This is a genomic window from Pseudomonas sp. Z2-11 (assembly GCF_054161305.1).
This window is the reverse complement of the sequence record NZ_CP096395.1, coordinates 4,091,076-4,110,020: the sequence shown is the minus strand read 5'-3', so window position 1 is coordinate 4,110,020 and position 18,945 is coordinate 4,091,076. Positions and strand designations below refer to the sequence as shown.

Annotated in this window: 23 protein-coding genes; 9 read left to right on the top strand and 14 right to left on the bottom strand. The window is 60.1% G+C overall.

The window, feature by feature from the left end:
• Window positions 1-12 precede the first annotated feature (12 nt).
• Window positions 13-843 (top strand): NADPH-dependent 7-cyano-7-deazaguanine reductase QueF, encoded by an 831-nt coding sequence (gene queF, locus M1E16_RS18210; protein WP_458128068.1) that lies wholly within the window; start codon window positions 13-15, stop codon window positions 841-843.
• 151 nt (window positions 844-994) lie between these two features.
• Here queF and M1E16_RS18205 read toward each other — a convergent pair whose 3' ends face one another.
• Complete coding sequence (locus M1E16_RS18205; protein ID WP_434573051.1) at window positions 995-1,261, bottom strand: DUF4404 family protein; 267 nt, start codon at window positions 1,259-1,261, stop codon at window positions 995-997.
• A gap of 109 nt (window positions 1,262-1,370) precedes the next feature.
• On the bottom strand, window positions 1,371-1,991 hold the full coding sequence (locus tag M1E16_RS18200; RefSeq protein WP_458128067.1) for an HAD family phosphatase: 621 nt from the start codon (window positions 1,989-1,991) through the stop codon (window positions 1,371-1,373).
• 201 nt (window positions 1,992-2,192) lie between these two features.
• Between M1E16_RS18200 and M1E16_RS18195 the strand changes: the two genes are divergently transcribed.
• From M1E16_RS18195 to rssC, 3 genes are all read left to right on the top strand, one after another.
• Complete coding sequence (locus tag M1E16_RS18195) at window positions 2,193-2,882, top strand: MlaA family lipoprotein (protein ID WP_458128066.1); 690 nt, start codon at window positions 2,193-2,195, stop codon at window positions 2,880-2,882.
• A 346-nt stretch (window positions 2,883-3,228) separates the two neighbouring features.
• Complete coding sequence (gene rssB, locus M1E16_RS18190) at window positions 3,229-4,410, top strand: two-component system response regulator RssB (protein WP_434573055.1); 1,182 nt, start codon at window positions 3,229-3,231, stop codon at window positions 4,408-4,410.
• Window positions 4,410-4,892, top strand: a complete 483-nt coding sequence (gene rssC, locus M1E16_RS18185; RefSeq protein ID WP_305500035.1) for an anti-sigma factor antagonist RssC — start codon at window positions 4,410-4,412, stop codon at window positions 4,890-4,892. The genes rssB and rssC overlap by 1 nt, the downstream gene beginning before the upstream one ends.
• Before the next feature lie 199 nt (window positions 4,893-5,091).
• On the opposite strand, the gene tal is transcribed toward rssC, so the two are convergent.
• The 4 genes from tal to M1E16_RS18165 all read right to left on the bottom strand — a co-directional run bounded on the left by tal (window position 5,092) and on the right by M1E16_RS18165 (window position 8,020).
• Complete coding sequence (gene tal, locus M1E16_RS18180) at window positions 5,092-6,018, bottom strand: transaldolase (protein ID WP_305500037.1); 927 nt, start codon at window positions 6,016-6,018, stop codon at window positions 5,092-5,094.
• Window positions 6,019-6,196: 178 nt separating this feature from the next.
• Entirely contained in the window at window positions 6,197-7,183 is a 987-nt protein-coding gene (dusA, locus tag M1E16_RS18175; RefSeq protein WP_458128065.1) for a tRNA dihydrouridine(20/20a) synthase DusA, read from the bottom strand.
• A 67-nt stretch (window positions 7,184-7,250) separates the two neighbouring features.
• Window positions 7,251-7,850 (bottom strand): putative adenosine monophosphate-protein transferase Fic, encoded by a 600-nt coding sequence (locus tag M1E16_RS18170; protein WP_434697322.1) that lies wholly within the window; start codon window positions 7,848-7,850, stop codon window positions 7,251-7,253.
• Window positions 7,850-8,020, bottom strand: coding sequence for a YhfG family protein (locus M1E16_RS18165; RefSeq protein WP_434601288.1), 171 nt, complete (start codon window positions 8,018-8,020; stop codon window positions 7,850-7,852). The genes M1E16_RS18170 and M1E16_RS18165 overlap by 1 nt, the downstream gene beginning before the upstream one ends.
• A 169-nt stretch (window positions 8,021-8,189) precedes the next feature.
• Here M1E16_RS18165 and M1E16_RS18160 point away from each other — a divergent pair, with 169 nt between their 5' ends.
• Window positions 8,190-9,410 (top strand): putative DNA modification/repair radical SAM protein, encoded by a 1,221-nt coding sequence (locus M1E16_RS18160; protein WP_434573140.1) that lies wholly within the window; start codon window positions 8,190-8,192, stop codon window positions 9,408-9,410.
• Window positions 9,407-10,258 (top strand): TIGR03915 family putative DNA repair protein, encoded by an 852-nt coding sequence (locus M1E16_RS18155; RefSeq protein ID WP_458128064.1) that lies wholly within the window; start codon window positions 9,407-9,409, stop codon window positions 10,256-10,258. The genes M1E16_RS18160 and M1E16_RS18155 overlap by 4 nt, the downstream gene beginning before the upstream one ends.
• Window positions 10,259-10,296: 38 nt before the next feature.
• Here M1E16_RS18155 and M1E16_RS18150 read toward each other — a convergent pair whose 3' ends face one another.
• The 3 genes from M1E16_RS18150 to M1E16_RS18140 all read right to left on the bottom strand — a co-directional run bounded on the left by M1E16_RS18150 (window position 10,297) and on the right by M1E16_RS18140 (window position 12,011).
• A complete protein-coding gene (locus M1E16_RS18150) occupies window positions 10,297-10,662 on the bottom strand; it encodes a BrnA antitoxin family protein (protein WP_458128063.1) in 366 nt (121 codons plus the stop codon).
• Window positions 10,659-10,943, bottom strand: a complete 285-nt coding sequence (locus M1E16_RS18145; RefSeq protein WP_434697969.1) for a BrnT family toxin — start codon at window positions 10,941-10,943, stop codon at window positions 10,659-10,661. The genes M1E16_RS18150 and M1E16_RS18145 overlap by 4 nt, the downstream gene beginning before the upstream one ends.
• Before the next feature lie 156 nt (window positions 10,944-11,099).
• Complete coding sequence (locus M1E16_RS18140; RefSeq protein ID WP_434697325.1) at window positions 11,100-12,011, bottom strand: AraC family transcriptional regulator; 912 nt, start codon at window positions 12,009-12,011, stop codon at window positions 11,100-11,102.
• Between the two features lie 180 nt (window positions 12,012-12,191).
• Between M1E16_RS18140 and M1E16_RS18135 the strand changes: the two genes are divergently transcribed.
• A complete protein-coding gene (locus tag M1E16_RS18135; RefSeq protein ID WP_458128062.1) occupies window positions 12,192-13,241 on the top strand; it encodes an NAD(P)-dependent alcohol dehydrogenase in 1,050 nt (349 codons plus the stop codon).
• Between the two features lie 18 nt (window positions 13,242-13,259).
• Here M1E16_RS18135 and M1E16_RS18130 read toward each other — a convergent pair whose 3' ends face one another.
• Window positions 13,260-13,403, bottom strand: coding sequence for a hypothetical protein (locus M1E16_RS18130; protein WP_458128061.1), 144 nt, complete (start codon window positions 13,401-13,403; stop codon window positions 13,260-13,262).
• On the opposite strand from M1E16_RS18130, the gene M1E16_RS18125 reads away from it, so the two are divergent.
• A complete protein-coding gene (locus tag M1E16_RS18125) occupies window positions 13,402-14,634 on the top strand; it encodes an MFS transporter (RefSeq protein ID WP_458128060.1) in 1,233 nt (410 codons plus the stop codon). The two genes, M1E16_RS18130 and M1E16_RS18125, sit on opposite strands and share 2 nt — an antisense overlap.
• A 160-nt stretch (window positions 14,635-14,794) precedes the next feature.
• Window positions 14,795-15,070: a hypothetical protein gene (locus M1E16_RS18120; RefSeq protein WP_434697327.1), complete on the top strand. Its 276-nt coding sequence runs from the start codon at window positions 14,795-14,797 to the stop codon at window positions 15,068-15,070.
• A 47-nt stretch (window positions 15,071-15,117) separates the two neighbouring features.
• Here the strand turns inward: M1E16_RS18120 and M1E16_RS18115 are convergent, their stop codons facing one another.
• From M1E16_RS18115 to chrA, 4 genes are all read right to left on the bottom strand, one after another.
• Window positions 15,118-15,594: a hypothetical protein gene (locus M1E16_RS18115; RefSeq protein ID WP_458128059.1), complete on the bottom strand. Its 477-nt coding sequence runs from the start codon at window positions 15,592-15,594 to the stop codon at window positions 15,118-15,120.
• A gap of 149 nt (window positions 15,595-15,743) precedes the next feature.
• Window positions 15,744-16,031, bottom strand: a complete 288-nt coding sequence (locus M1E16_RS18110; protein ID WP_458128058.1) for a helix-turn-helix domain-containing protein — start codon at window positions 16,029-16,031, stop codon at window positions 15,744-15,746.
• Between the two features lie 240 nt (window positions 16,032-16,271).
• Entirely contained in the window at window positions 16,272-17,423 is a 1,152-nt protein-coding gene (locus M1E16_RS18105; RefSeq protein ID WP_458128057.1) for a mechanosensitive ion channel family protein, read from the bottom strand.
• A gap of 155 nt (window positions 17,424-17,578) precedes the next feature.
• Window positions 17,579-18,937 carry a chromate efflux transporter gene (chrA, locus tag M1E16_RS18100; RefSeq protein ID WP_458128056.1) on the bottom strand — a complete coding sequence of 453 codons (1,359 nt, stop codon included), beginning with the start codon at window positions 18,935-18,937 and terminating at the stop codon, window positions 17,579-17,581.
• Between the last annotated feature and the right edge of the window lie 8 nt (window positions 18,938-18,945).

Below are 18,945 nucleotides of genomic sequence, written 5' to 3'. Positions count from 1 at the left end.
CAGGTTTCCGTCATGCATCCCGCAGCCGAACACTCGCCGCTGGGCAAATCCAGCGAATACATCGCCACGTACACGCCGTCACTGCTGTTTCCGATCCCGCGAACCGCGAAATGGGCGGAACTGGGCCTGACGGCCGAGACCCTGCCGTACAAGGGCGTGGATTTCTGGAACTGTTTCGAGCTGTCATGGCTGCTGCCGTCCGGCAAGCCGGTTGTCGCCATTGGTGAATTCGCGATCCCGGCGGATTCGCCGAATATCATCGAATCCAAATCTTTCAAGCTGTACCTGAACTCCTTGAACCAGACGGCGTTCAACGACAGCGCGAGCCTGGAAGCCACGCTGCGCCAGGACCTTTCCGCCGCGGCGGGCAAGCCGGTAGGTGTGCGGATTCGCAGCCTCAAGGAGGTCGAGAGCGAAGGCACCGTTGCATTACCCGGTGTCTGCGTTGACGACCTGGACATCACTGTCGACTCCTACGAGCACCCGCGTCCGGAGCTGCTGCGTTGCGATGCATCGCGTATCGTCGAGGAAAGCCTGCACAGCCATCTGCTCAAGTCCAACTGCCCGGTAACCAGCCAGCCGGACTGGGGCAGCGTGGCGGTGGAGTATCGCGGCGCGGCGCTGGACCACGCCAGCCTGCTGGCTTACATCGTCAGCTTCCGCCAGCATTCGGACTTCCATGAGCAGTGCGTCGAGCGGATCTTCCTCGACCTGCAACGCTTGCTCAAGCCGGAGAAATTGACGGTGTATGCGCGGTATGTGCGCCGGGGTGGGTTGGATATCAATCCGTACCGCAGCACCGAAAATGTGCAACTGCCGAACCAGCGTCTGGTTCGGCAATAAAGTTTCTTGCTGAAGAGTTCTTGTGGAAGAGCCCTTGTGGGAGGACTCTTGTGGGAGCGAGCAGGCTCGCTCCCACAGTGGATTGCATTTCAATATGCAGATTACTAAAAAGCCCTGCTGGCGATAGCAGGGCTTTTTGCGTTTGACGGGCTTAGATCCCCATGCTGCCCAAGGTGTTGACGATATTGCGCAGTGTTCCGGCGATCGTCGGATGGTCCACCTCAAAACGTTCCACGGCCAAGTTCACGCCGTCGACCAGGTTGTTGTCCTGAAGTTGGTTTTCCAATTGGATCTCAGAGTCGATCTGCGCCATCAACTGGTGCAGGTTTTCGCGCTCTGACTCAGACAGCGGCGGGTTCTGTTCCAATTGCTCGCGCAGGGCATTCAGTTGTTCTTGCAATTCGCGGCGGGCAGGCATTGGCGTACTCCCTTTATTGATAGGCACTGCCATGGACCGCGACGCTGCGTCAAAAGTCCATGGCTTGCCTTAAGAGTAATCCACACTCAAGCGCCCTGCATGATCCTGGTCAGGGCTTCTCGCCTTTGAGGCGACGCAGGCTGATATCGGCCAGGCAGGTATCGAGTTCGCCCAGGTGATCGATCACCGAATGCACCCCCAGGCCGAACAGCTGCACGGTGGCCTTGGCGCGTCTGATTTCCCGTTCCTGCTGGCTCAAGGCTTGCCATTCGGCGGGCGTAAGGCCGCACAGCGAGCCGCAGGATGCCAGCCCGATGGTCCATAGACCGGCGTTTAGCCCCGACTGCAACAGCTTCGGTTCGCCGCTGACCAATACGCAGCCATCCAGTTGCCTGACATCCAACGCCATAAGGGCTTGCCAACAGGCATGGGGCGCTGGCCACGGATTATTTGTTGCAGGAAGTTGCGGAGATTTGACCCAGCCCGGCAGCGAGGCCGCCAATCCATGGCTGATGGTGGGCGGCAATTCGTCAAGCCAGGCGCAGGGAATGTCGAGTTGCCGCAAGTGTTGCAAGCTTTCCAACGCGCCGGGTGTCGGTTGCGTGTGCTCGGCCGGCGTAATCCCTGGCTGGCGAGCGCGCGCGCCGAAATCAACCAGGCATCCGCTGAGGCCAAACAGGACGGCCGTCAGGCTGGGGGCGGGGAGGGGCTTGGCTTCGGCGCGGGGCATGTGGACGTCCTTGAAATAACCTGCAGCCTAACGAGGCACGATGACAGTCCGGTTACAGTGGGATGAAGGCGGCCGGTATGGAAAATTCCTACGGAGAGCTTCCTTTTTCTGTGCTGCCTATCCACGCGTTCCGCCTTATACTAGCCACCTTACCGCCTGGGCTCGGCGCCCTTGCCTGAATAATCCAAGGAGTTTTCCCCTATGCGCTGGAGCCATCGTCTAGCTCAGCTGTGTCTATCTGCCAGCGTCCTGCTGGTGCCGTTCGCCGCTCACGCCGCCACGGAAGAAGATCCTTGGGAAAGCGTCAACCGTCCGATATTCACCTTCAACGACACCATCGACACCTACGCACTGAAGCCGCTGGCCCAGGGTTACCAGTACGTGACGCCGCAGTTCCTCGAAGACGGCATCCACAACATGTTTCGCAACATCGGTGACGTCGGCAACCTGGCCAACGATGTACTGCAAGCCAAGCCGGCTGCCGCCGGGGTCGATACTGCCCGGTTGATCTTCAACACGACATTCGGCCTGCTGGGCTTCTTCGATGTGGGCACCCATATGGGGCTGCAGCGCAACGACGAAGATTTCGGCCAGACCCTGGGATACTGGGGGCTGGGCAGCGGACCCTACCTGATGCTGCCGCTGCTGGGGCCGAGCACCCTGCGTGATGCGCCAGCCAGGCTGGTCGACAGCTACACCACGCCATACCCCTACATCGACAACGTCTCGGTGCGTAACTCCATCTGGGGCCTGAACATCGTCGACACCCGCGCCAGCCTGCTGTCTGCCGAGAAAATGGTCAGCGGCGACAAGTATGTGTTCCTGCGCAACGCCTTCCTGCAGAACCGTGAATTCAAGGTCAAGGATGGCCAGGTCGAAGACGATTTCTGATTTCGGCCGGTTGAATGTGAAAGGCGGCCCGAAAGGCCGCCTTTCGTGCTTTGGCTTCTGTCCAGAGCCGGAATCAACCTTCCATTGAGTTACGCTTCGCTCGGTTCTTATAACTCTCTGTGCTTTGACAAATAAAGAGCTCGAGCGGGCTATCTGCATGAGCTTGAAACGCCCCGCGGATGGGAGTACCGTCTGCGCCTTAGAAGGGCACCTCTGATGTATATGCGTGTAGGGCAAACGCCTGAAACCTGTACGACAGAGAGGCTAGAAAGCGAATCCAGTAGTGCGTGCCAGGCCCAGTTGCCCAGCCCCCTACGCCAACCTAATTCTGGCGCCGTTTGCCCACATGCCAAAAACCAGTGCCACGCTGCTGATAATCGATGATGACGAAGTGGTGCGAGCCAGCCTCGCAGCCTACTTGGAAGACAGTGGTTTCAGCGTCCTGCAGGCCAGCAACGGCCAGCAGGGTCTTCAGGTATTCGAGCAGGACAAGCCCGACCTGGTCATCTGCGACCTGCGCATGCCGCAGATGGGCGGACTCGAACTCATTCGCCAGGTCACCGAGCTGTCGTCACAGACTCCGGTGATCGTGGTGTCGGGCGCGGGGGTGATGAACGACGCGGTCGAGGCATTGCGCCTGGGCGCGGCGGATTACCTGATCAAGCCCCTCGAAGACCTTGCCGTGCTCGAGCATTCGGTGCGTCGAGCCCTGGACCGCTCGCGCCTGTTGGTCGAGAACCAGCGCTATCGCGAGAAGCTGGAAACGGCCAACCGTGAGCTGGAAGCCAGCCTGAACCTGTTGCAGGAAGACCAGAACGCCGGGCGTCAGGTGCAGATGAACATGCTGCCGGTCAGCCCTTGGACCGTCGACGGTTTCCGTTTTGCCCACCAGATCATCCCGTCGTTGTACCTGTCGGGTGATTTTGTCGATTATTTCCGGGTCGATGAGCGCCGAGTGGCTTTCTACCTGGCGGATGTTTCCGGACACGGTGCTTCGTCGGCATTCGTGACCGTACTGCTGAAGTTCATGACCACGCGCCTGCTGTTCGAATCCAAGCGCAATGGTACGTTGCCCGAATTCAAGCCCTCGGAGGTCCTTGGGCATATCAACCGAGGCCTGATCAGTTGTAAGCTGGGCAAACACGTCACGATGGTCGGTGGAGTCATCGACGAGGAGACTGGTTTGTTGACGTATAGCATCGGCGGTCACCTGCCGTTGCCCGTTTTGTACACACCTGACAGTGTTCGTTACCTGGAAGGGCGTGGCTTGCCGGTAGGCCTGTTCAACGAGGCCACCTATGAAGATCACGTGCTGGAACTGCCTCCGGCTTTCAGCCTGACGCTGATGTCTGATGGCATTCTGGACCTTTTGTCGGAACCTACACTCAAAGAGAAAGAAGCGGCCTTGCCTGAACGGGTAAGCGCGGCGGGCGGCAGCCTGGAAGGCCTGCGGCAAGTGTTTGGATTAGCCACGCTAGGGGAGATGCCGGATGATATCGCCCTGTTAGTGTTGAGCAGGAATCTTTGATGAGTACCGGTAGAATCCAGTTCGCCGAGCAGGACGGCACCTTCGTCCTGAAGTTTGTCGGTGAAGTGCGCCTGACCTTGTGTTCGGCGCTGGATGCGACAATCGAGAAGATCTTCACCGCGTTGAACTTCAACGCCATCGTGATCGACCTGACCGAAACCCGCAGCATCGACAGCACCACCCTGGGCCTGCTGGCCAAATTGTCGATCCTGTCGCGGCAAAAGGTCGGCCTGCTGCCGACCGTTGTCACCACCCACAACGACATTACCCGTTTGCTGCAGTCGATGGGCTTCGATCAGGTGTTCAACATCGTCGGCGATCCGGTGCCATGCCCGGAATGCCTGGATGATCTGCCTGATCAGGACCAGTCCGAAGAGGACGTGCGGATCAAGGTGCTTGAAGCGCACAAGATCCTCATGGGGCTGAACGACTCCAATCGTGAAGCGTTCCATGACCTGGTGAGTGCGTTGGAGCGGCCCTGATTCCTGGGTGTTGTAGACCGAGCTGAGGCCTTCGCGAGCAGGCTCGCTCCCACAGGGATCAAGGTTGGACTCGGTCAGAAACTGTGGGAGCGAGCTTGCTCGCAATGGCGTTTATCGATCCGCCATATCTCTTGAGCCAAACAGAACAAAAAAGGGCGAACCCATCCAGGTTCGCCCTTTTGCATGCCGCCGGTTCAGCTCAAAGCTTGGCTTGCAGCAACGCTTCCAGCTTCTCCTGGTCCCGAGCGAACTGACGAATGCCTTCAGCCAGTTTCTCGGTTGCCATGGCATCCTCGTTGGACAACCAGCGGAACTGCGCCTCATTGAGGCTCAGGCGCGCTTCCCCGGCCTGGCCAGGCGCCAGCTTGCGTTCCAGCTTGCCCTCGTCGGCGGCCAGTTTTTCCAGCAGTTCGGGGCTGACGGTCAAGCGGTCGCAGCCGGCCAGTTGCTCGATCTGGTTGAGATTACGGAAGCTGGCGCCCATGACCACGGTCTTGTAGTCATTGGCCTTGTAGTAGTTGTAGATGCGCGTCACCGACTGCACGCCGGGATCGTCGGCCCCGGTGTAGTCATTGCCGTTGGCCTTTTTGTACCAGTCATAGATACGGCCCACGAATGGCGAAATCAGGAACACACCGGCGTCGGCGCAGGCCGCGGCCTGGGCGAAGGAGAACAGCAGCGTCAGGTTGCACTGGATGCCTTCGCGCTCCAGTTGCTCGGCGGCGCGGATGCCTTCCCAGGTGGAGGCGATCTTGATCAGCACGCGATCCCGGCCCACACCGGCCTTTTCGTACAGGTCGACCAAGCGATGGGCGCGCTTCAACATGGCCTCGGTGTCGAACGACAGGCGTGCATCCACTTCGGTGGAGATGCGCCCCGGGATCACCTTGAGGATTTCTTGCCCGACCGCTACACCAAAACGGTCGCTGGCCAGGCCCACGTCGCCCTTGCAGTCCGCCACGCAGGCGTTCAGCAGCTCGGCATAACCGTGAATGGCCGAAGCCTTGAGCAGCAGGGAAGGGTTGGTGGTGGCGTCCACCGGTTTGATGCGGGCGATGGCTTCGAAGTCGCCGGTATCGGCCACGACGGTAGTGAACTGCTTGAGTTGTTCCAGCTTGGAAGTCATGAGCGTGCTCTGTCCTATGGGTCCGTTGACATTACCCGAGGGCCGGCAGCCACTCAAGGGCGTGAAGAGGTATCGATGGCCCCAGCGGCAACAACCCGGAAACGGCTGTTTGAAAGGCCGGGGCAACTATCGGTAGATACGATGCCAAAACAGCGCTCAGGTTCAAAGCAAGTGATGGTTAGCGCCCTTCAAGCAACTGCCCGGCCTGATCCAGGAGCGCCAACGGATCCTTGGTCTTGTGAATGTCCACCGACAACAACTGCCGGAACCGCCGCGCCCCCGGAAATCCCGTGCCCAGCCCCAGCACATGCCGGGTGATGTGATGCATGGCGCCTCCAGCCGCCAAGTGCGCGGCGATATAAGGCCGCAATTGCGCCAAGGCCTCGGCGCGGCTGATGACCGGCGCAGTGCTGCCGAACAATTGCTGGTCCACTTCGGCCAGCAGATAAGGGTTGTGGTATGCCTCGCGTCCCAGCATCACCCCGTCGAACGTCCGCAGGTGTTCATGACACGCCTCCAGCGTCTTGATGCCGCCGTTGAGGACGATTTCCAGCTCAGGGAAGTCAGCTTTCAGCTGCGCCACCACGTCATAACGTAGCGGTGGAATGTCGCGGTTCTCCTTGGGCGACAACCCCTCCAGAATGGCGATTCGCGCATGCACGGTAAAACTGCCGCACCCGGCCTCACGCACTGTCCCGACGAAATCGCACAATTGTTCGTAGCTGTCTCGACCATTTATTCCGATTCGGTGCTTCACCGTCACTGGAATCGATACCGCATCACGCATGGCCTTCACACAATCGGCCACCAGCCCGGGATGGCCCATCAGGCAGGCGCCGATCATGTTGTTCTGCACCCGGTCGCTCGGACAACCTACATTCAGGTTGACCTCATCGTAGCCATGTTCCTCGGCCATTCGCGCGCAGGCGGCCAATTCGGCGGGAACACTGCCGCCCAATTGCAGGGCCAGCGGGTGCTCGGCTTCGTGGTGACGCAGGAAACGCTCGTGATCACCGTTGAGCAGGGCGCCGGTGGTGACCATCTCGGTGTAGAGCAGGGCATGTTTGGAGAGGATGCGCAGGAAGTAGCGGCAATGGGGGTCAGTCCAGTCCATCATGGGCGCAACAGAAAAGCGGCGGGACAGCGGAGCGGCGTGTAAAGGCATTGGGGAATTTGGATCAGAAGGGCGGATCGGCGCAGTTTATCAGTGATGAAGTGCAACTGTCCGCGGCTCAGGTCTGAATCATTTCCCCAATGCACTTCTCAAAAACCGCCTCCATGGGGGCCAGCACACAGTTATAAGCCGCGATATTGGCGTCGATCCATTCGTCCTTATCGATCCCCCACCAACTGATCTCGAATCCGGCATTCATGATGAGGTGTTCAAACAGGATGCGCTGGGCGCGGCCGTTGCCTTCGCGGAATGGGTGGATGATGTTGATATCGGAATAGGCATCTGCCACGGCGATGATCAGCTCTGTTCTGCTCAATCCCTCGAACCAGTTCGACGCCGCCAGGTTGGCGAATATCTTGTTGGCTTCCTTTTCCATGTATTCAGGTTGGCAAAAACGCGTGGCTTGCTTGGCCATGCCAACGGTCCGCAGCGCTCCGGCCCATTCGAACAGGTCCGAGAACAGCGCTCGATGAATATTCTGCAAATAAGGCAGGCTGTAAGGAGGAGGGTTGAATTCGACATGGCTCGCAGCGATGGCCGAGAGCTGTTGTTCGGCTTCGCTCAAGGTCTGTTCATCGCGGATATCGAGTTTATTGCGCAGGACCGTGGAGCCCGGATAACAATAGGCGTCTTCGCCGACGCCGTATTTGTCGGGCATCAGGCTCGAGTCTTGGTGAAGGTCTTCAGGACTTCCTCACGGGAAGGCAGCTTGTCTTCGCTGTCTTGCGCAGACACCTTGAACCCTTCCAGGCGCAGGCTGGCCGCGTAGTTGGACCGGCGAGTCCTGGCCGCGTAGGCCTTTTTTGTTTCCAGGCTGACAGTGCCCATCGGGGTGGACCTCGAATCGCGTTGGTTGGCGAATTATAGCCCATCGCCCCGGCAAGGCCTATGTCGCGGTCGGGCTCAGTCTTCCATCGGCAAACGGATTGACCAACGGGGCTTGCATATCGGCGTATCTCCAAATACTGTTCATGCATCCAGTATTCGGGAATTCTCCATGCAGCTCATCGCCAAGCTCGGCATTCTTGCAGACGCCGCCAAATATGACGCGTCGTGTGCCAGCAGTGGGGCGCCCAAGCGCAGTTCGCGTGGTCGCGACGGGCTTGGGGCCACGGATGGCATGGGGATCTGCCATAGCTACACGCCGGATGGGCGCTGTGTCTCGCTGCTCAAGGTGCTGCTGACCAATTTCTGTCTGTACGACTGCCAGTATTGCGTCAACCGTCGTTCCAGCAACGTGCCGAGGGCGCGCTTTACGCCGGAGGAAGTGGTGCGGTTGACGCTGGATTTCTATCGTCGCAATTGTATCAGCGGGCTGTTCCTGAGTTCCGGCATCATTCGCTCGGCCGATTACACCATGGAGCAACTGGTTCGCGTGGCGCGCTTGCTGCGGGAGGAGCATCAATTCCGAGGCTACATTCACCTCAAGACCATTCCCGATGCCGATCCGCTATTGATCGAGGAGGCGGGTCGGCTAGCGGATCGCCTGAGTGTGAACATCGAACTGTCCTCCGAGGTGAGCCTCAAGCGCCTCGCGCCGGAAAAGCAATTGATCACGATTCGTCAGGCCATGGGCACCATCCATGACGGTCAGCAGGCGGTGGCTGGCGAGCCGCGGGCGCCGCGCTTTGCGCCGGCCGGGCAGAGTACCCAGGTGATCGTGGGAGCGGATGCCACCGACGACCATGCCATCCTGAGCAACGCCGAGTCGCTCTACCAGGGCTATGGTTTGCGGCGGGTCTACTATTCCGCCTTCAGTCCGATTCCCGACAGCCCCGCCAGTGTGCCGCTCGCCGCGCCGCCGTTGCTGCGTGAGCATCGGCTGTATCAAGCCGACTTCCTGATGCGTGGCTACGGCTACAAGGCGGGCGAACTGTTGAACACGTCCAGCAACCTGGACCTGGACATCGACCCGAAGCTGGCCTGGGCGCTGGCTAATCGCGATGTGTTTCCACTCGACCTCAACCGTGCCGAGCCGGCGCTGCTGGCGCGCATTCCCGGGATAGGCCTGCGTAGCGTGCAGCGCCTGGTGACGCTGCGCAGGGAGCGGCGGATTCGGTATGACGATCTGGTGCAGTTGCGCTGCGTGCTGGAAAAGGCCCGCCCGTTCATTGTGACCAGCGATTACCGGCCCGCTGACGCGCAAACGCGCAGCGGCTTGCTGCGGGCACGTTTGCGCGATCCGCAAAGGCCTGTGCAAATGGGGCTGTGGGGATGATCGCGCTGGATTGCGATGACGATTTCGCCATCTGGCGCGACCAAGCCCGGACGTTGCTTGGTCACGGAATAGACCCCAGTGACGTGACTTGGGCCCAGGGCCCCATGGCCGATCTGTTGGCAATGCCGACGCCCTTGCCGCAAGGCCCGGGTCCGTTCCGCACTCGCGTCCCGGCAGCGTTGTTGAGCCAGTTGCAACAGGCCAGTCGTTATCACGGCGAACAGCGCTGGAACCTGTTGTACGAGGTGCTCTGGCGCGTAGCCCATGGCGACCGCACCGCCATGCTCGCGGGAGATCGCCTGGGCAGCGAGTTGCAACGGCGCATCAAGCAGGTCAGTCGCGAGGCTCATCACTTGCACGCCTTCGTGCGCTTCATTCCCTTGCCGCCAGCCGTGGCAGAACAATTGCAGTTGGACCTGGTGGCGTTCCACCAGCCGGCGCACGACATCCTTGAGAGCGCGAGCGGCCATTTTGCCGAGCGGCTTGGTCGGCAACGCTGGCTGATTGCAACGCCTCGCGACGGTATTCGTTTCGACGGCCAATCGCTGGATTACCAGCGCCACTGCCCCGCGCAATGGCAACAATGGGCCCGCCACGCCGAAGACCCCGGCGCCGAGTTGTGGCGTACCTATTACAGGCACATCTTCAACCCGGCGAGGCTCAACCCGACCGCGTTGCGCCAGCACATGCCCGGGCGGTTCTGGAAGCATTTGCCCGAGGGGGAATTGATTCCTTTACTGGTGGGGCAGGCGCGGCAGGGGAAGCAGAGGGATGGGCAGGCGTCGGAGGTGGGGGAGAAGATGGGTAAGCGGATTGTCGTAGGGGGCGTGGTAGAGGCACCGGTTTAAGGCGGCGCCTTGTTCCGAGTGAACCAGTGTTTCTTAGATCATACTAATGCCTTGGTTTTGCGGGGCTTAGGTGCATCCTTCATCTTATGCAATTCATCAGTCATGGCGGCTAGCCTTTTCTCCAGATCCTTCACGTCGGATCGGGTGATACCATTTGCATAGGGCTTGACTGTCCGCTCCCGCTTCCGAGCTGCTGCTGGTGCCAGGTTGTGGGCAGTTTCAGACACCAGGGCCTGACGCAGCAGATTGTTGATGAGGGTTTGATACCCAGTGCCAGCGCTTTCGGCGCACTCGCGAGCCGCTTCGATCACGTCGTCGTCAAGCATGATGGTGATGCGAGTCTTGCCTTTACTGCTCGCAACGGGCCCGCGCTTGGCGGTGCTGAAATCATATTCTTCTTTCATAGGTCACCCCCCAGGTACTGATGAAGTTCATTTTTGGATGCTACGCGGGCGCTGATGACGCGAACGAAATCCGGCTCGCGGTAGGTGTACGCAATGACGAGGACACGACCAGTTGCGTCTTGCCCCATGATAATCCACCGTTTTTCATCATGATCGTTGTCCTCACGTTCAAGGGCCATATCGTCATAAAATACGGCTTCGGCGTCCGCCAGGCTTACTTTGTGTTTCCGTTTGTTCGCAACGTTTTTCGCCGGGTCATACTGAACTCTGAATGTTTTCATTATGCATATTCTATATGTATAAAAAAGACCCTGCGTCAGCTCTTTCGTCTGGTCAGCCAAGGCGACTGCCTCAACCATACGGCGAAGTGTGTGTCCTCGTTTCAGGGTTTTGAGATTCATTCATTTCAAGATCAGTCCATGCGCTCATCCGTGGCTTTATCTGCCGGATGTAATCGGCCTGCGCAACGCCGCAATGTCCCGCTTGGGCGACGCACCGAACAGGCGGGCGTATTCGCGGCTGAACTGCGAGGGGCTTTCGTAACCCACTCGGTAGGCGGCGTTGGCCACGTCCAGCTGTTCGTTGAGCATCAGCCGTTTTGCTTCGTTTAGCCGCAGCCACTTCTGATATTGCAGGGGGCTCATCGCCGTGAGCTGGCGGAAGTGATGGTGAAAGGTCGGGGCGCTCATCTGCACCCGCGCCGCCAGGTCATCCACGCGGATTGGCGCGGCGTAGTTCAACTTCAGCCAGTCGATGGCCTTGGCGATCCGGTAGCCCTGGCTGTCGACGGACGCGATCTGGCGCAGCCGCGCCGCCTGGTCGCTCATCAGTAATCGGTAATGGATCTCGCGCTGGATCAGCGGCGCCAGGATGGGGATCGCCTCGGGTTCATCCAGCAATGCCAGCAGGCGTACGAACGGCGCCAGGAAGTCCGCTGTGCTGGTGCCGATGCCCGCACCAATCCCGACCGGGCGCTCAAGACGCGGCGCCAGCCCGCCTTGGGCGACCAGATCGGCAACCATGCGCAAATCCAGCCTCAGGACCAGGCCCAGGCATGGCTGTTCCGGGCTCGCGACCATCACTTCGGAGTTCGCCGGCATATCCAGTGAAGTCATCAGGAATCGCCCGGTGTCGTAACCATACGCCTGGCCACCAATCCAGACCTGCTTCATCCCTTGGGCGACGAGGACGATGCTCGGTTCGATCATGCAGGTCGCGGGCGGGGCAGGGGCGTCGCGCCGGAAGAGGCAGAGGCCGGGCATCGACGTTTCGACGTCTCCCGATTCTGTGGTCCGGGGAGCGATGAGGTCCGCGAGCATCTTTTGCGGCGATTTGCCGTGGCTGGTCATGTCGATTGTCTGTCGGGGTGATAGTTATAGGCAGAACCTTAACTCGCCAAGCGAAGCGCTGCCTACGGCAAATAAGCAGGCTCACAGGATCGGGCAAGAACTTCAACGAAATGTTCTACCGGCGAATGGCGCCGGTCCCTGAAACTGCCAGTCGAATTCAACTCAACAAGGAGTCATCTCATGCGTGTACAAGCCTACGGCGCCCACGCGGGCGACAAACCCCTTGAACCGATGCAAATCAATCGCCGCGCACCCGGCGCGCATGACGTGCAAATCGACATCGCCTTTTGTGGGATCTGCCACTCGGACCTGCACCAGGTGCGCGCCGAGTGGGCAGGCACTCAGTTCCCTTGCGTCCCCGGCCACGAAATCGTCGGCCGCGTGTCGGCGGTGGGCGCCCGTGTTTCCGCGTTCAAGACTGGGGATCTGGTCGGCGTCGGCTGTATTGTCGACAGCTGCAAGCATTGCGAGGACTGCCAAAGCGGCCTGGAAAACTACTGCGACGGCATGATCGGTACCTACAACTTCCCGACGCCGGATGAACCGGGCTGGACCCTGGGTGGCTACTCGCAGAACATCGTGGTGCATGAGCGTTATGTGCTGCGCATCCGTCACCCCGAAGAGCAATTGGCCGCCGTCGCGCCACTGCTTTGTGCGGGCATCACCACCTATTCGCCATTGCGTCACTGGAACGCCGGGCCGGGCAAGAAAGTTGGCGTGGTCGGGATCGGTGGCCTGGGGCATATGGGCATCAAACTCGCTCACGCGATGGGCGCACACGTCGTGGCGTTTACCACTTCGGAATCCAAGCGCGAGGCCGCCCGGCAGTTGGGCGCCGATGAAGTCATCGTGTCGCGCAATGCTGATGAAATGGCCGCCCACGCCAAGAGCTTCGACTTCATCCTCAACACCGTGGCGGCGCCCCACGACCTCGACGTTTTCCTGGTATTGCTCAAGCGCGACGGCGCGATGACCCTGGTGGGCGCTCCGGCGACGCCTCATTCGTCGCCCAATGTCTTCAACTTGATCCTGAAGCGTCGAACCATTGCCGGCTCGATGATCGGTGGGATTGCCGAAACTCAGGAAATGCTGGATTTCTGCGCTGAGCACGGCATCGTTGCCGAGATCGAGCTGGTTCGTGCCGATCAGATCAACGCGTCCTACGAGCGGATGCTCAAGGGCGACGTCAAGTATCGCTTCGTGATCGACAACGCTACGTTGGCCGGTTGAATGTAAGTCTCAAAGCGTTCAGGCCCGATTGATGCGGGAGCGGGCCTGCTCGCGATCGCGGTGTTCCAGTCGCCTGTGCGCGGATTGCGCCGCCGTCATCGCGAACGAGCTCGCTCGCCCAAGGGTTTCTAACCCTTCCATAAATTTCAGGTTGTTACCCATGACCCATACTTTATCGCCCACCCCGCGGGGTAAGCCTGCGTGGGGCGCGGTGCTTGCCATGTCGTTGGCTGCCTTCGCGCTGGTCGCCTCGGAATTCATGCCGGTCAGCCTGCTGACACCGGTAGCGGCGGACCTTCATGTCAGCGAAGGGCAGGCCGGCCAAGGCATCGCCGTCTCCGGCGCCTTCGCCCTGGTCACCAGCCTGTTCGTCGCCTCGATTGCCGCCCGGGTCGACCGCAAATGGCTGCTCTCGGCATTGACACTGCTGATGATAGTTTCCGGCACAGTGGCTGCGCTGGCCCCCGACTACGTGACGTTCATGGTCGGCCGCGCCTTGATCGGCGTTGCGATTGGCGGCTTCTGGTCGCTGTCGGCGGCTACGGCCATGCGCCTGGTGCCGGAGGACAAAGTCCCCCGCGCATTGGCCATCGTCAACGGCGGCAATGCCTTGGCGACGGTAGTCGCTGCGCCATTGGGCAGCTTCCTGGGCGCAATCATCGGTTGGCGTGGCGCGTTCTTCTGCATCGTCCCCGTCGCCGCGCTCGCCCTGGCGTGGTTGCTGTTGAGCCTGCCCTCGCTGCCCTCGCGGGTGAAGCAGGACAGCGGCAATCCTTTCAAACTGATGACCCAGGCGCCGGTTGCGTTGGGCATGCTGGCCGTCAGCACGTTCTTCATGGGCCAGTTCATGTTGTTCACCTATCTGCGTCCCTTCCTCGAAACGGTGACGCAGGTGAGCGTGTCGCTGTTGTCGTTCATGTTGTTGGTGATTGGCCTGGCCGGTTTGTTCGGAACCTTCCTGATCGGTTCGTTCTTGAGGAACGGCCTGTATCGGACCCTCATCGTCATCCCGTTGTTGATGGCGGCAGTCGCTCTTGCGCTGGTTGCGTTCGGCGGGTCAGTGGTAATGACCGCGGTGCTGCTGGGTGTCTGGGGGCTGGTGGCAACGGCGGCGCCTGTTGGCTGGTGGACCTGGCTGGCCAGGACGTTGCCGGAAAATGCCGAGGCCGGCGGCGGATTGATGGTGGCGATCGTCCAGCTCGCCATTGCGTCTGGTGCCACGGTGGGTGGCGTCCTGTTCGACCTGAGCGGTTATCGGGCGACGTTTGAAACCAGCGCGGCCGTGTTGGTCGTTGCGGCGGTGCTGACCATGCTGGCGGCCCGTGCCGCGGCTCGCAAGTCTTCGCAAGCGTCGAGCGACGCGACATATGGCGCGGTGCGAGAGTCAAACTGATCGAAACCAATGCAGGCTTCGTTGATCCATAAGCAGGGGAAAAAAATCCCTGATGTTATCGGGCAACCGAAGCTGGACGAGACCGTTGGGCGCCTGCAGTTTGGTGGCATATTGATATCTTGGTAAGCTTCAAGCTCGTTACCTACCGAGTTGGTTAGTTGTGTCTACTGAAAGAATTTCCCAATTGGAGCAGGCGCTCCTGGCGGTCATTGCGGCCGCGGGCAAGATGGGCGTCAGTTGTGATGAACTTTGCGCGCAGGCTGTGGGCGGGCTGGTGTCCGAGCGCTACTGGAGCTGGGCGGATGCCCAGCACGCTCAAGGCGCGGCTGACGAGATCGATAACGCCTTGGCGGTCCTGGTCGGCCGGCATACGGCTACGCCTGGCAATCCCGTGCAAAGCGGGCCCGATGCAGCATTTGAGTCGGCTGCCGGCTGATCCTCCTCTCTTCAGTAATGGGCGACTCGATAGGTCGCCCATTTGCTTTAAAGCCCCAACCCTTCCTCGATGATCAAGAGAAGAGCATCTTCATTCAGCGCTACGGGTTCGGTGTGTTGCCCGGCCGGCCGCAGCTGCCAAAGCGATTCGCCATGCGTGCCCACGGTGCGCAGGATGCAGTGCTTCACGCCTTGCATATGGATTTCGATGCATCCCTCTGCGCTGGTGGAGAAGCGGGCGATCGGATCGAGCGAGATGCGCCGGTGGTTGCCCTCGATCACCAATTGGTCAATGGCGTAGTTGTACGTCGAACCGCTGGAGTGGCGCTCGAAGACGTGGGTCGGATTGCGCCGGATAACCAGGCCCGCCTCGCACACCGGCGCGAGCCACGTTTCGATCTGACGGTACAAGTCATAGACCTGGCCGGGCCAGTGTTCGATGGCCAGGTCGGCGCAGTTGTCGATGTCGGCTGGGGTTCGTTGGGCCTGCCTCAGCTTCGCCGCGAGTTCGTCTGCCTTGCTCATGTCGATTCCCTGTCGTGGTGATAGGTTGAGCGTAGCTGATGGAGTGGGGGGCTCAGTTGCGCTGGGTCATGGCGCGGTTTCGTTTTGCGCAGCGAGCTGATTTCGGGCGTTTCGCAGCCATATGCGAGTATCCTTTCGAATCTGGTGACCTATATGGCGAGGGCATTGATGACGTGTTCAGGGTCGTTATGAATGGCGCGCAACAGAGCTTTCGCGGGACCGGTTGGCTCGCGCCGCCCTTGCTCCCAATTGCGTAGCGTGCCCAACTGAACGTCGATCAATGCTGCAAACTTGGCTTGGGTCAGGCCGGTGGCTTTTCGTATCTCCTTCACCTGCAGCGCATCGACGATGAATTCCCGGGACGGCTGACGCTCTCCTCGGACAATCTCATCCATCTGTTGCACGCTTTCGATCAGCTCATCGAAAAATCTGCTCATGGTTATCTCCATTGCTCGACGATCATTTTCAACGCCTTGCGTTGATCAGCCGTCAAGTCTTGCTGTTCGTTTTTCGGATAGATCATCAGTCAACTCCCTGACCCGCCGGGTAAATATTGGGGTTTCAATAAAAATCATAGCTAATGTACGCCATTGGCTTACCGGCGGACAATGCTATAGGACGCAGCTCCCCTATTCATCTGGTGAGTTGTAACGGCAATCTCCAACGTCTGCGTGGACTCAGTGTTGCGCCCGAAACGAGGGAGCGCTTTGCGTGGGGGGCCTCTCGTTGCCTCTGCTGGCCATCCGCTCCACCGCATCCGGCAACGAAGCCACATGCACGGCGCGCGACGGCATCGCGAAGCGCACGCCGATCCTGGCGAACTCTTCCATCATGCCCAGGTTGATTGCCTGCTGGATGTCCATGTAGACGTTGTAGCTGGGGTCCAGCACGATATAGACCGTTTCGAATTCCAGCGCGCTTTCGCCGAAACCACGAAAATGCGCGCGGTCAAAGCGGGTCTTTTCCTGGGCCTTGATGATCTTCTCGACGATGACGGGCACTTGCCGCAGTTGTTCTGTCGAGCATTCCTGGGGCAGGGCGAATTCGAAGACGATGCGGCGCTCCTGGAGGCGTTTGTAGTTCTGGATGGTGGTGCTGATCATGCCGGCGTTCGCCATGACGATCTGCTCGCCACCCAGGCTGCGGATTCGCGTGGTCTTCAGGCCGACATGTTCCACGGTCCCGGCCAGGGAGCCGACGACGATGAAGTCGCCGACTTCGAAAGGTTTGTCCACGGCAATCGACAGCGAAGCGAACAGGTCCCCGAGGATATTCTGCACCGCGAGCGCCACGGCGATGCCGCCCACGCCGAGGCTGGCAACGAACGCCGTGATGTTCACGCCCAGGTTGGAAAGCATCGCCAAGAGCACCACCGCCCAGAGAAATACTTTCGCGCCCCACAGGCTCAGGGTGGCTAAGGCGCTTTTCTGATGGATGTCGGAGTGGCTGTGGCGGGCGAAATAATGCATCAACGCCAGGGCGATCGCTCGGTTTGCCCATAATCCCACTTGCAGGGCCGCCACCACGAACCAGAGGCTGCTGACTCGACTCAGCCAGCGTTCCGGCAAGTCCAGTACGCCAACGCCGATCAGGATCGAGGCCAGCAATAACAAGGTATTGCTGGTACTGGACAGTACTTCGACGGCGATGTGGCTGACATAAGCGTCGGGTTTTTGTGCCCGGGCACGCACGTTTTTCAACAGAAAACCGACGCCAGCCCTGGCGATGATGAAACTCACCGTCATCACGCTCACTGCCAGCAGCCAATTGGCGATGGAAATGCCCAGTACCTGGGTGTCGGTAAAAATATCGAGGGAGCTTGAGTCCATGGATGGATCACCTGTGCCATTTCTGTTCAGGTTGTGCCCTGGCCGCACCGGCCGGGCCATGAACTTGGTTAGTTCGCAGGTGGCAGAGGCCCGTTCAATTTTCTTGCCGTCAGCGGCCCCGGGCATGGGCCGCTGATCTGACTCAAGCGTCTCTCTTAGCGCAGCAGATGCACCGCCAGCCCGGCCAGGCCGCAGGCCAGCAACACCTGGATGACGCCGCGTTTATAGCGGAACAGTGCAATGAACGCCGCGACTGCAAGAATTGCCGATGGCCAGTCCAGTGCTGCGTGTAAGCCCTTGGGCCAGAGCACGTGATAACCAAAGAAGCAGGCGAGGTTGAGAATCACCCCCACCACCGCCGCGGTGATCGCTGTGAGCGGCGCGGTGAATTTCAACTCGTCATGGGTCGATTCCACCAGCGGACCGCCGGCCAGGATGAACAGGAACGAGGGCAGGAAGGTGAACCAGGTCACCAGCGTGGCCGCAACCGCGCCCGCCAGAAACGCCTGTTCGGGGCCGAACACCTGCGTCACGAAACCCCCGACGAAACCGACGAACGCGACTACCATGATCAGCGGTCCCGGAGTGGTTTCGCCCAGGGCCAGGCCGTCAATCATCTGGGTCGGTGTCAGCCAGCCGAAATGTCCGACGGCGCCTTGATACACGTAGGGCAGAACCGCATAGGCGCCGCCGAAAGTCAGCAGTGCCGCCTTGGTAAAGAACCAGGCCATCTGCGTCAAGGTTCCTTCCCAACCAAACATCGCGGTCAACAGGCCTATCGGCAGAATCCACAGCAGCGCCCCGACGATCAGCAGTCGGGCCAGGCGGGTGGCACTGAAACGAGCGTGTTCCGGGGTCGGTGTATCGTCATCGATCAGGGCCGGGCCGAACGACTTGTGCCTGGCATCGTGGCCGCCCAGGCTGAACTTTGCCGGTGCCCAGCGACCGCCGAAGTAACCGACGACCGCCGCCCCCAGTACGATTAGCGGGAACGGTACGTTGAAGGCGAAGATCGCCGTAAACGACGCGGCGGCGATTGCCCACAGCCAGTTGTTCTTGAGCGCGCGCGAGCCTATCCGGTGCGCGGCATGCACGACGATCGCCGTCACAGCGGGCTTGATGCCATAAAAAATGCCGGCCACCACCGGCACTTCGCCAAAGGCGACGTATAGCCAGGATAATGTGATGAGAATGAACAGCGAAGGCAGGACGAACAACGCCCCGGCGATTACTCCGCCCCAGGTTCGATGCATCAGCCAGCCCAGGTACGTCGCCAGTTGCTGGGCCTCGGGGCCGGGCAGCAGCATGCAGTAGTTCAAGGCGTGGAGGAAGCGACGCTCGGAGATCCAGCGCCGACGCTCCACCAATTCCTGGTGCATGATCGAGATCTGGCCCGCCGGTCCGCCGAAGCTGATGAAACCCAGTTTCAGCCAGAACCAGAAGGCCTCTCGCAGGCTGACGGTCGACGGTCTGGTCTGTACCTGTTCTACAGTGCTCGGGTTCGGAGTGCTCATGGTCCGCG

What these genes read in the sequence shown, in the direction of transcription:
- M1E16_RS18165 (WP_434601288.1), bottom strand. Translation starts at nt 8,020, where the DNA reads ATGGGCACTGTCAGCCTGGAAACAAAAAAGGCCTACGCGGCCAGGACT.
- rssC (WP_305500035.1), top strand. Translation starts at nt 4,410, where the DNA reads ATGAGTACCGGTAGAATCCAGTTCGCCGAGCAGGACGGCACCTTCGTC.
- M1E16_RS18150 (WP_458128063.1), bottom strand. Translation starts at nt 10,662, where the DNA reads ATGAAAGAAGAATATGATTTCAGCACCGCCAAGCGCGGGCCCGTTGCG.
- M1E16_RS18130 (WP_458128061.1), bottom strand. Translation starts at nt 13,403, where the DNA reads ATGGGTAACAACCTGAAATTTATGGAAGGGTTAGAAACCCTTGGGCGA.
- M1E16_RS18125 (WP_458128060.1), top strand. Translation starts at nt 13,402, where the DNA reads ATGACCCATACTTTATCGCCCACCCCGCGGGGTAAGCCTGCGTGGGGC.
- M1E16_RS18170 (WP_434697322.1), bottom strand. Translation starts at nt 7,850, where the DNA reads ATGCCCGACAAATACGGCGTCGGCGAAGACGCCTATTGTTATCCGGGC.
- M1E16_RS18145 (WP_434697969.1), bottom strand. Translation starts at nt 10,943, where the DNA reads ATGAAAACATTCAGAGTTCAGTATGACCCGGCGAAAAACGTTGCGAAC.
- M1E16_RS18200 (WP_458128067.1), bottom strand. Translation starts at nt 1,991, where the DNA reads ATGCCCCGCGCCGAAGCCAAGCCCCTCCCCGCCCCCAGCCTGACGGCC.
- M1E16_RS18140 (WP_434697325.1), bottom strand. Translation starts at nt 12,011, where the DNA reads ATGACCAGCCACGGCAAATCGCCGCAAAAGATGCTCGCGGACCTCATC.
- M1E16_RS18135 (WP_458128062.1), top strand. Translation starts at nt 12,192, where the DNA reads ATGCGTGTACAAGCCTACGGCGCCCACGCGGGCGACAAACCCCTTGAA.
- M1E16_RS18160 (WP_434573140.1), top strand. Translation starts at nt 8,190, where the DNA reads ATGCAGCTCATCGCCAAGCTCGGCATTCTTGCAGACGCCGCCAAATAT.
- tal (WP_305500037.1), bottom strand. Translation starts at nt 6,018, where the DNA reads ATGACTTCCAAGCTGGAACAACTCAAGCAGTTCACTACCGTCGTGGCC.
- M1E16_RS18110 (WP_458128058.1), bottom strand. Translation starts at nt 16,031, where the DNA reads ATGAGCAGATTTTTCGATGAGCTGATCGAAAGCGTGCAACAGATGGAT.
- dusA (WP_458128065.1), bottom strand. Translation starts at nt 7,183, where the DNA reads ATGCCTTTACACGCCGCTCCGCTGTCCCGCCGCTTTTCTGTTGCGCCC.
- M1E16_RS18155 (WP_458128064.1), top strand. Translation starts at nt 9,407, where the DNA reads ATGATCGCGCTGGATTGCGATGACGATTTCGCCATCTGGCGCGACCAA.
- chrA (WP_458128056.1), bottom strand. Translation starts at nt 18,937, where the DNA reads ATGAGCACTCCGAACCCGAGCACTGTAGAACAGGTACAGACCAGACCG.
- rssB (WP_434573055.1), top strand. Translation starts at nt 3,229, where the DNA reads ATGCCAAAAACCAGTGCCACGCTGCTGATAATCGATGATGACGAAGTG.
- M1E16_RS18115 (WP_458128059.1), bottom strand. Translation starts at nt 15,594, where the DNA reads ATGAGCAAGGCAGACGAACTCGCGGCGAAGCTGAGGCAGGCCCAACGA.
- queF (WP_458128068.1), top strand. Translation starts at nt 13, where the DNA reads ATGCATCCCGCAGCCGAACACTCGCCGCTGGGCAAATCCAGCGAATAC.
- M1E16_RS18195 (WP_458128066.1), top strand. Translation starts at nt 2,193, where the DNA reads ATGCGCTGGAGCCATCGTCTAGCTCAGCTGTGTCTATCTGCCAGCGTC.
- M1E16_RS18105 (WP_458128057.1), bottom strand. Translation starts at nt 17,423, where the DNA reads ATGGACTCAAGCTCCCTCGATATTTTTACCGACACCCAGGTACTGGGC.
- M1E16_RS18205 (WP_434573051.1), bottom strand. Translation starts at nt 1,261, where the DNA reads ATGCCTGCCCGCCGCGAATTGCAAGAACAACTGAATGCCCTGCGCGAG.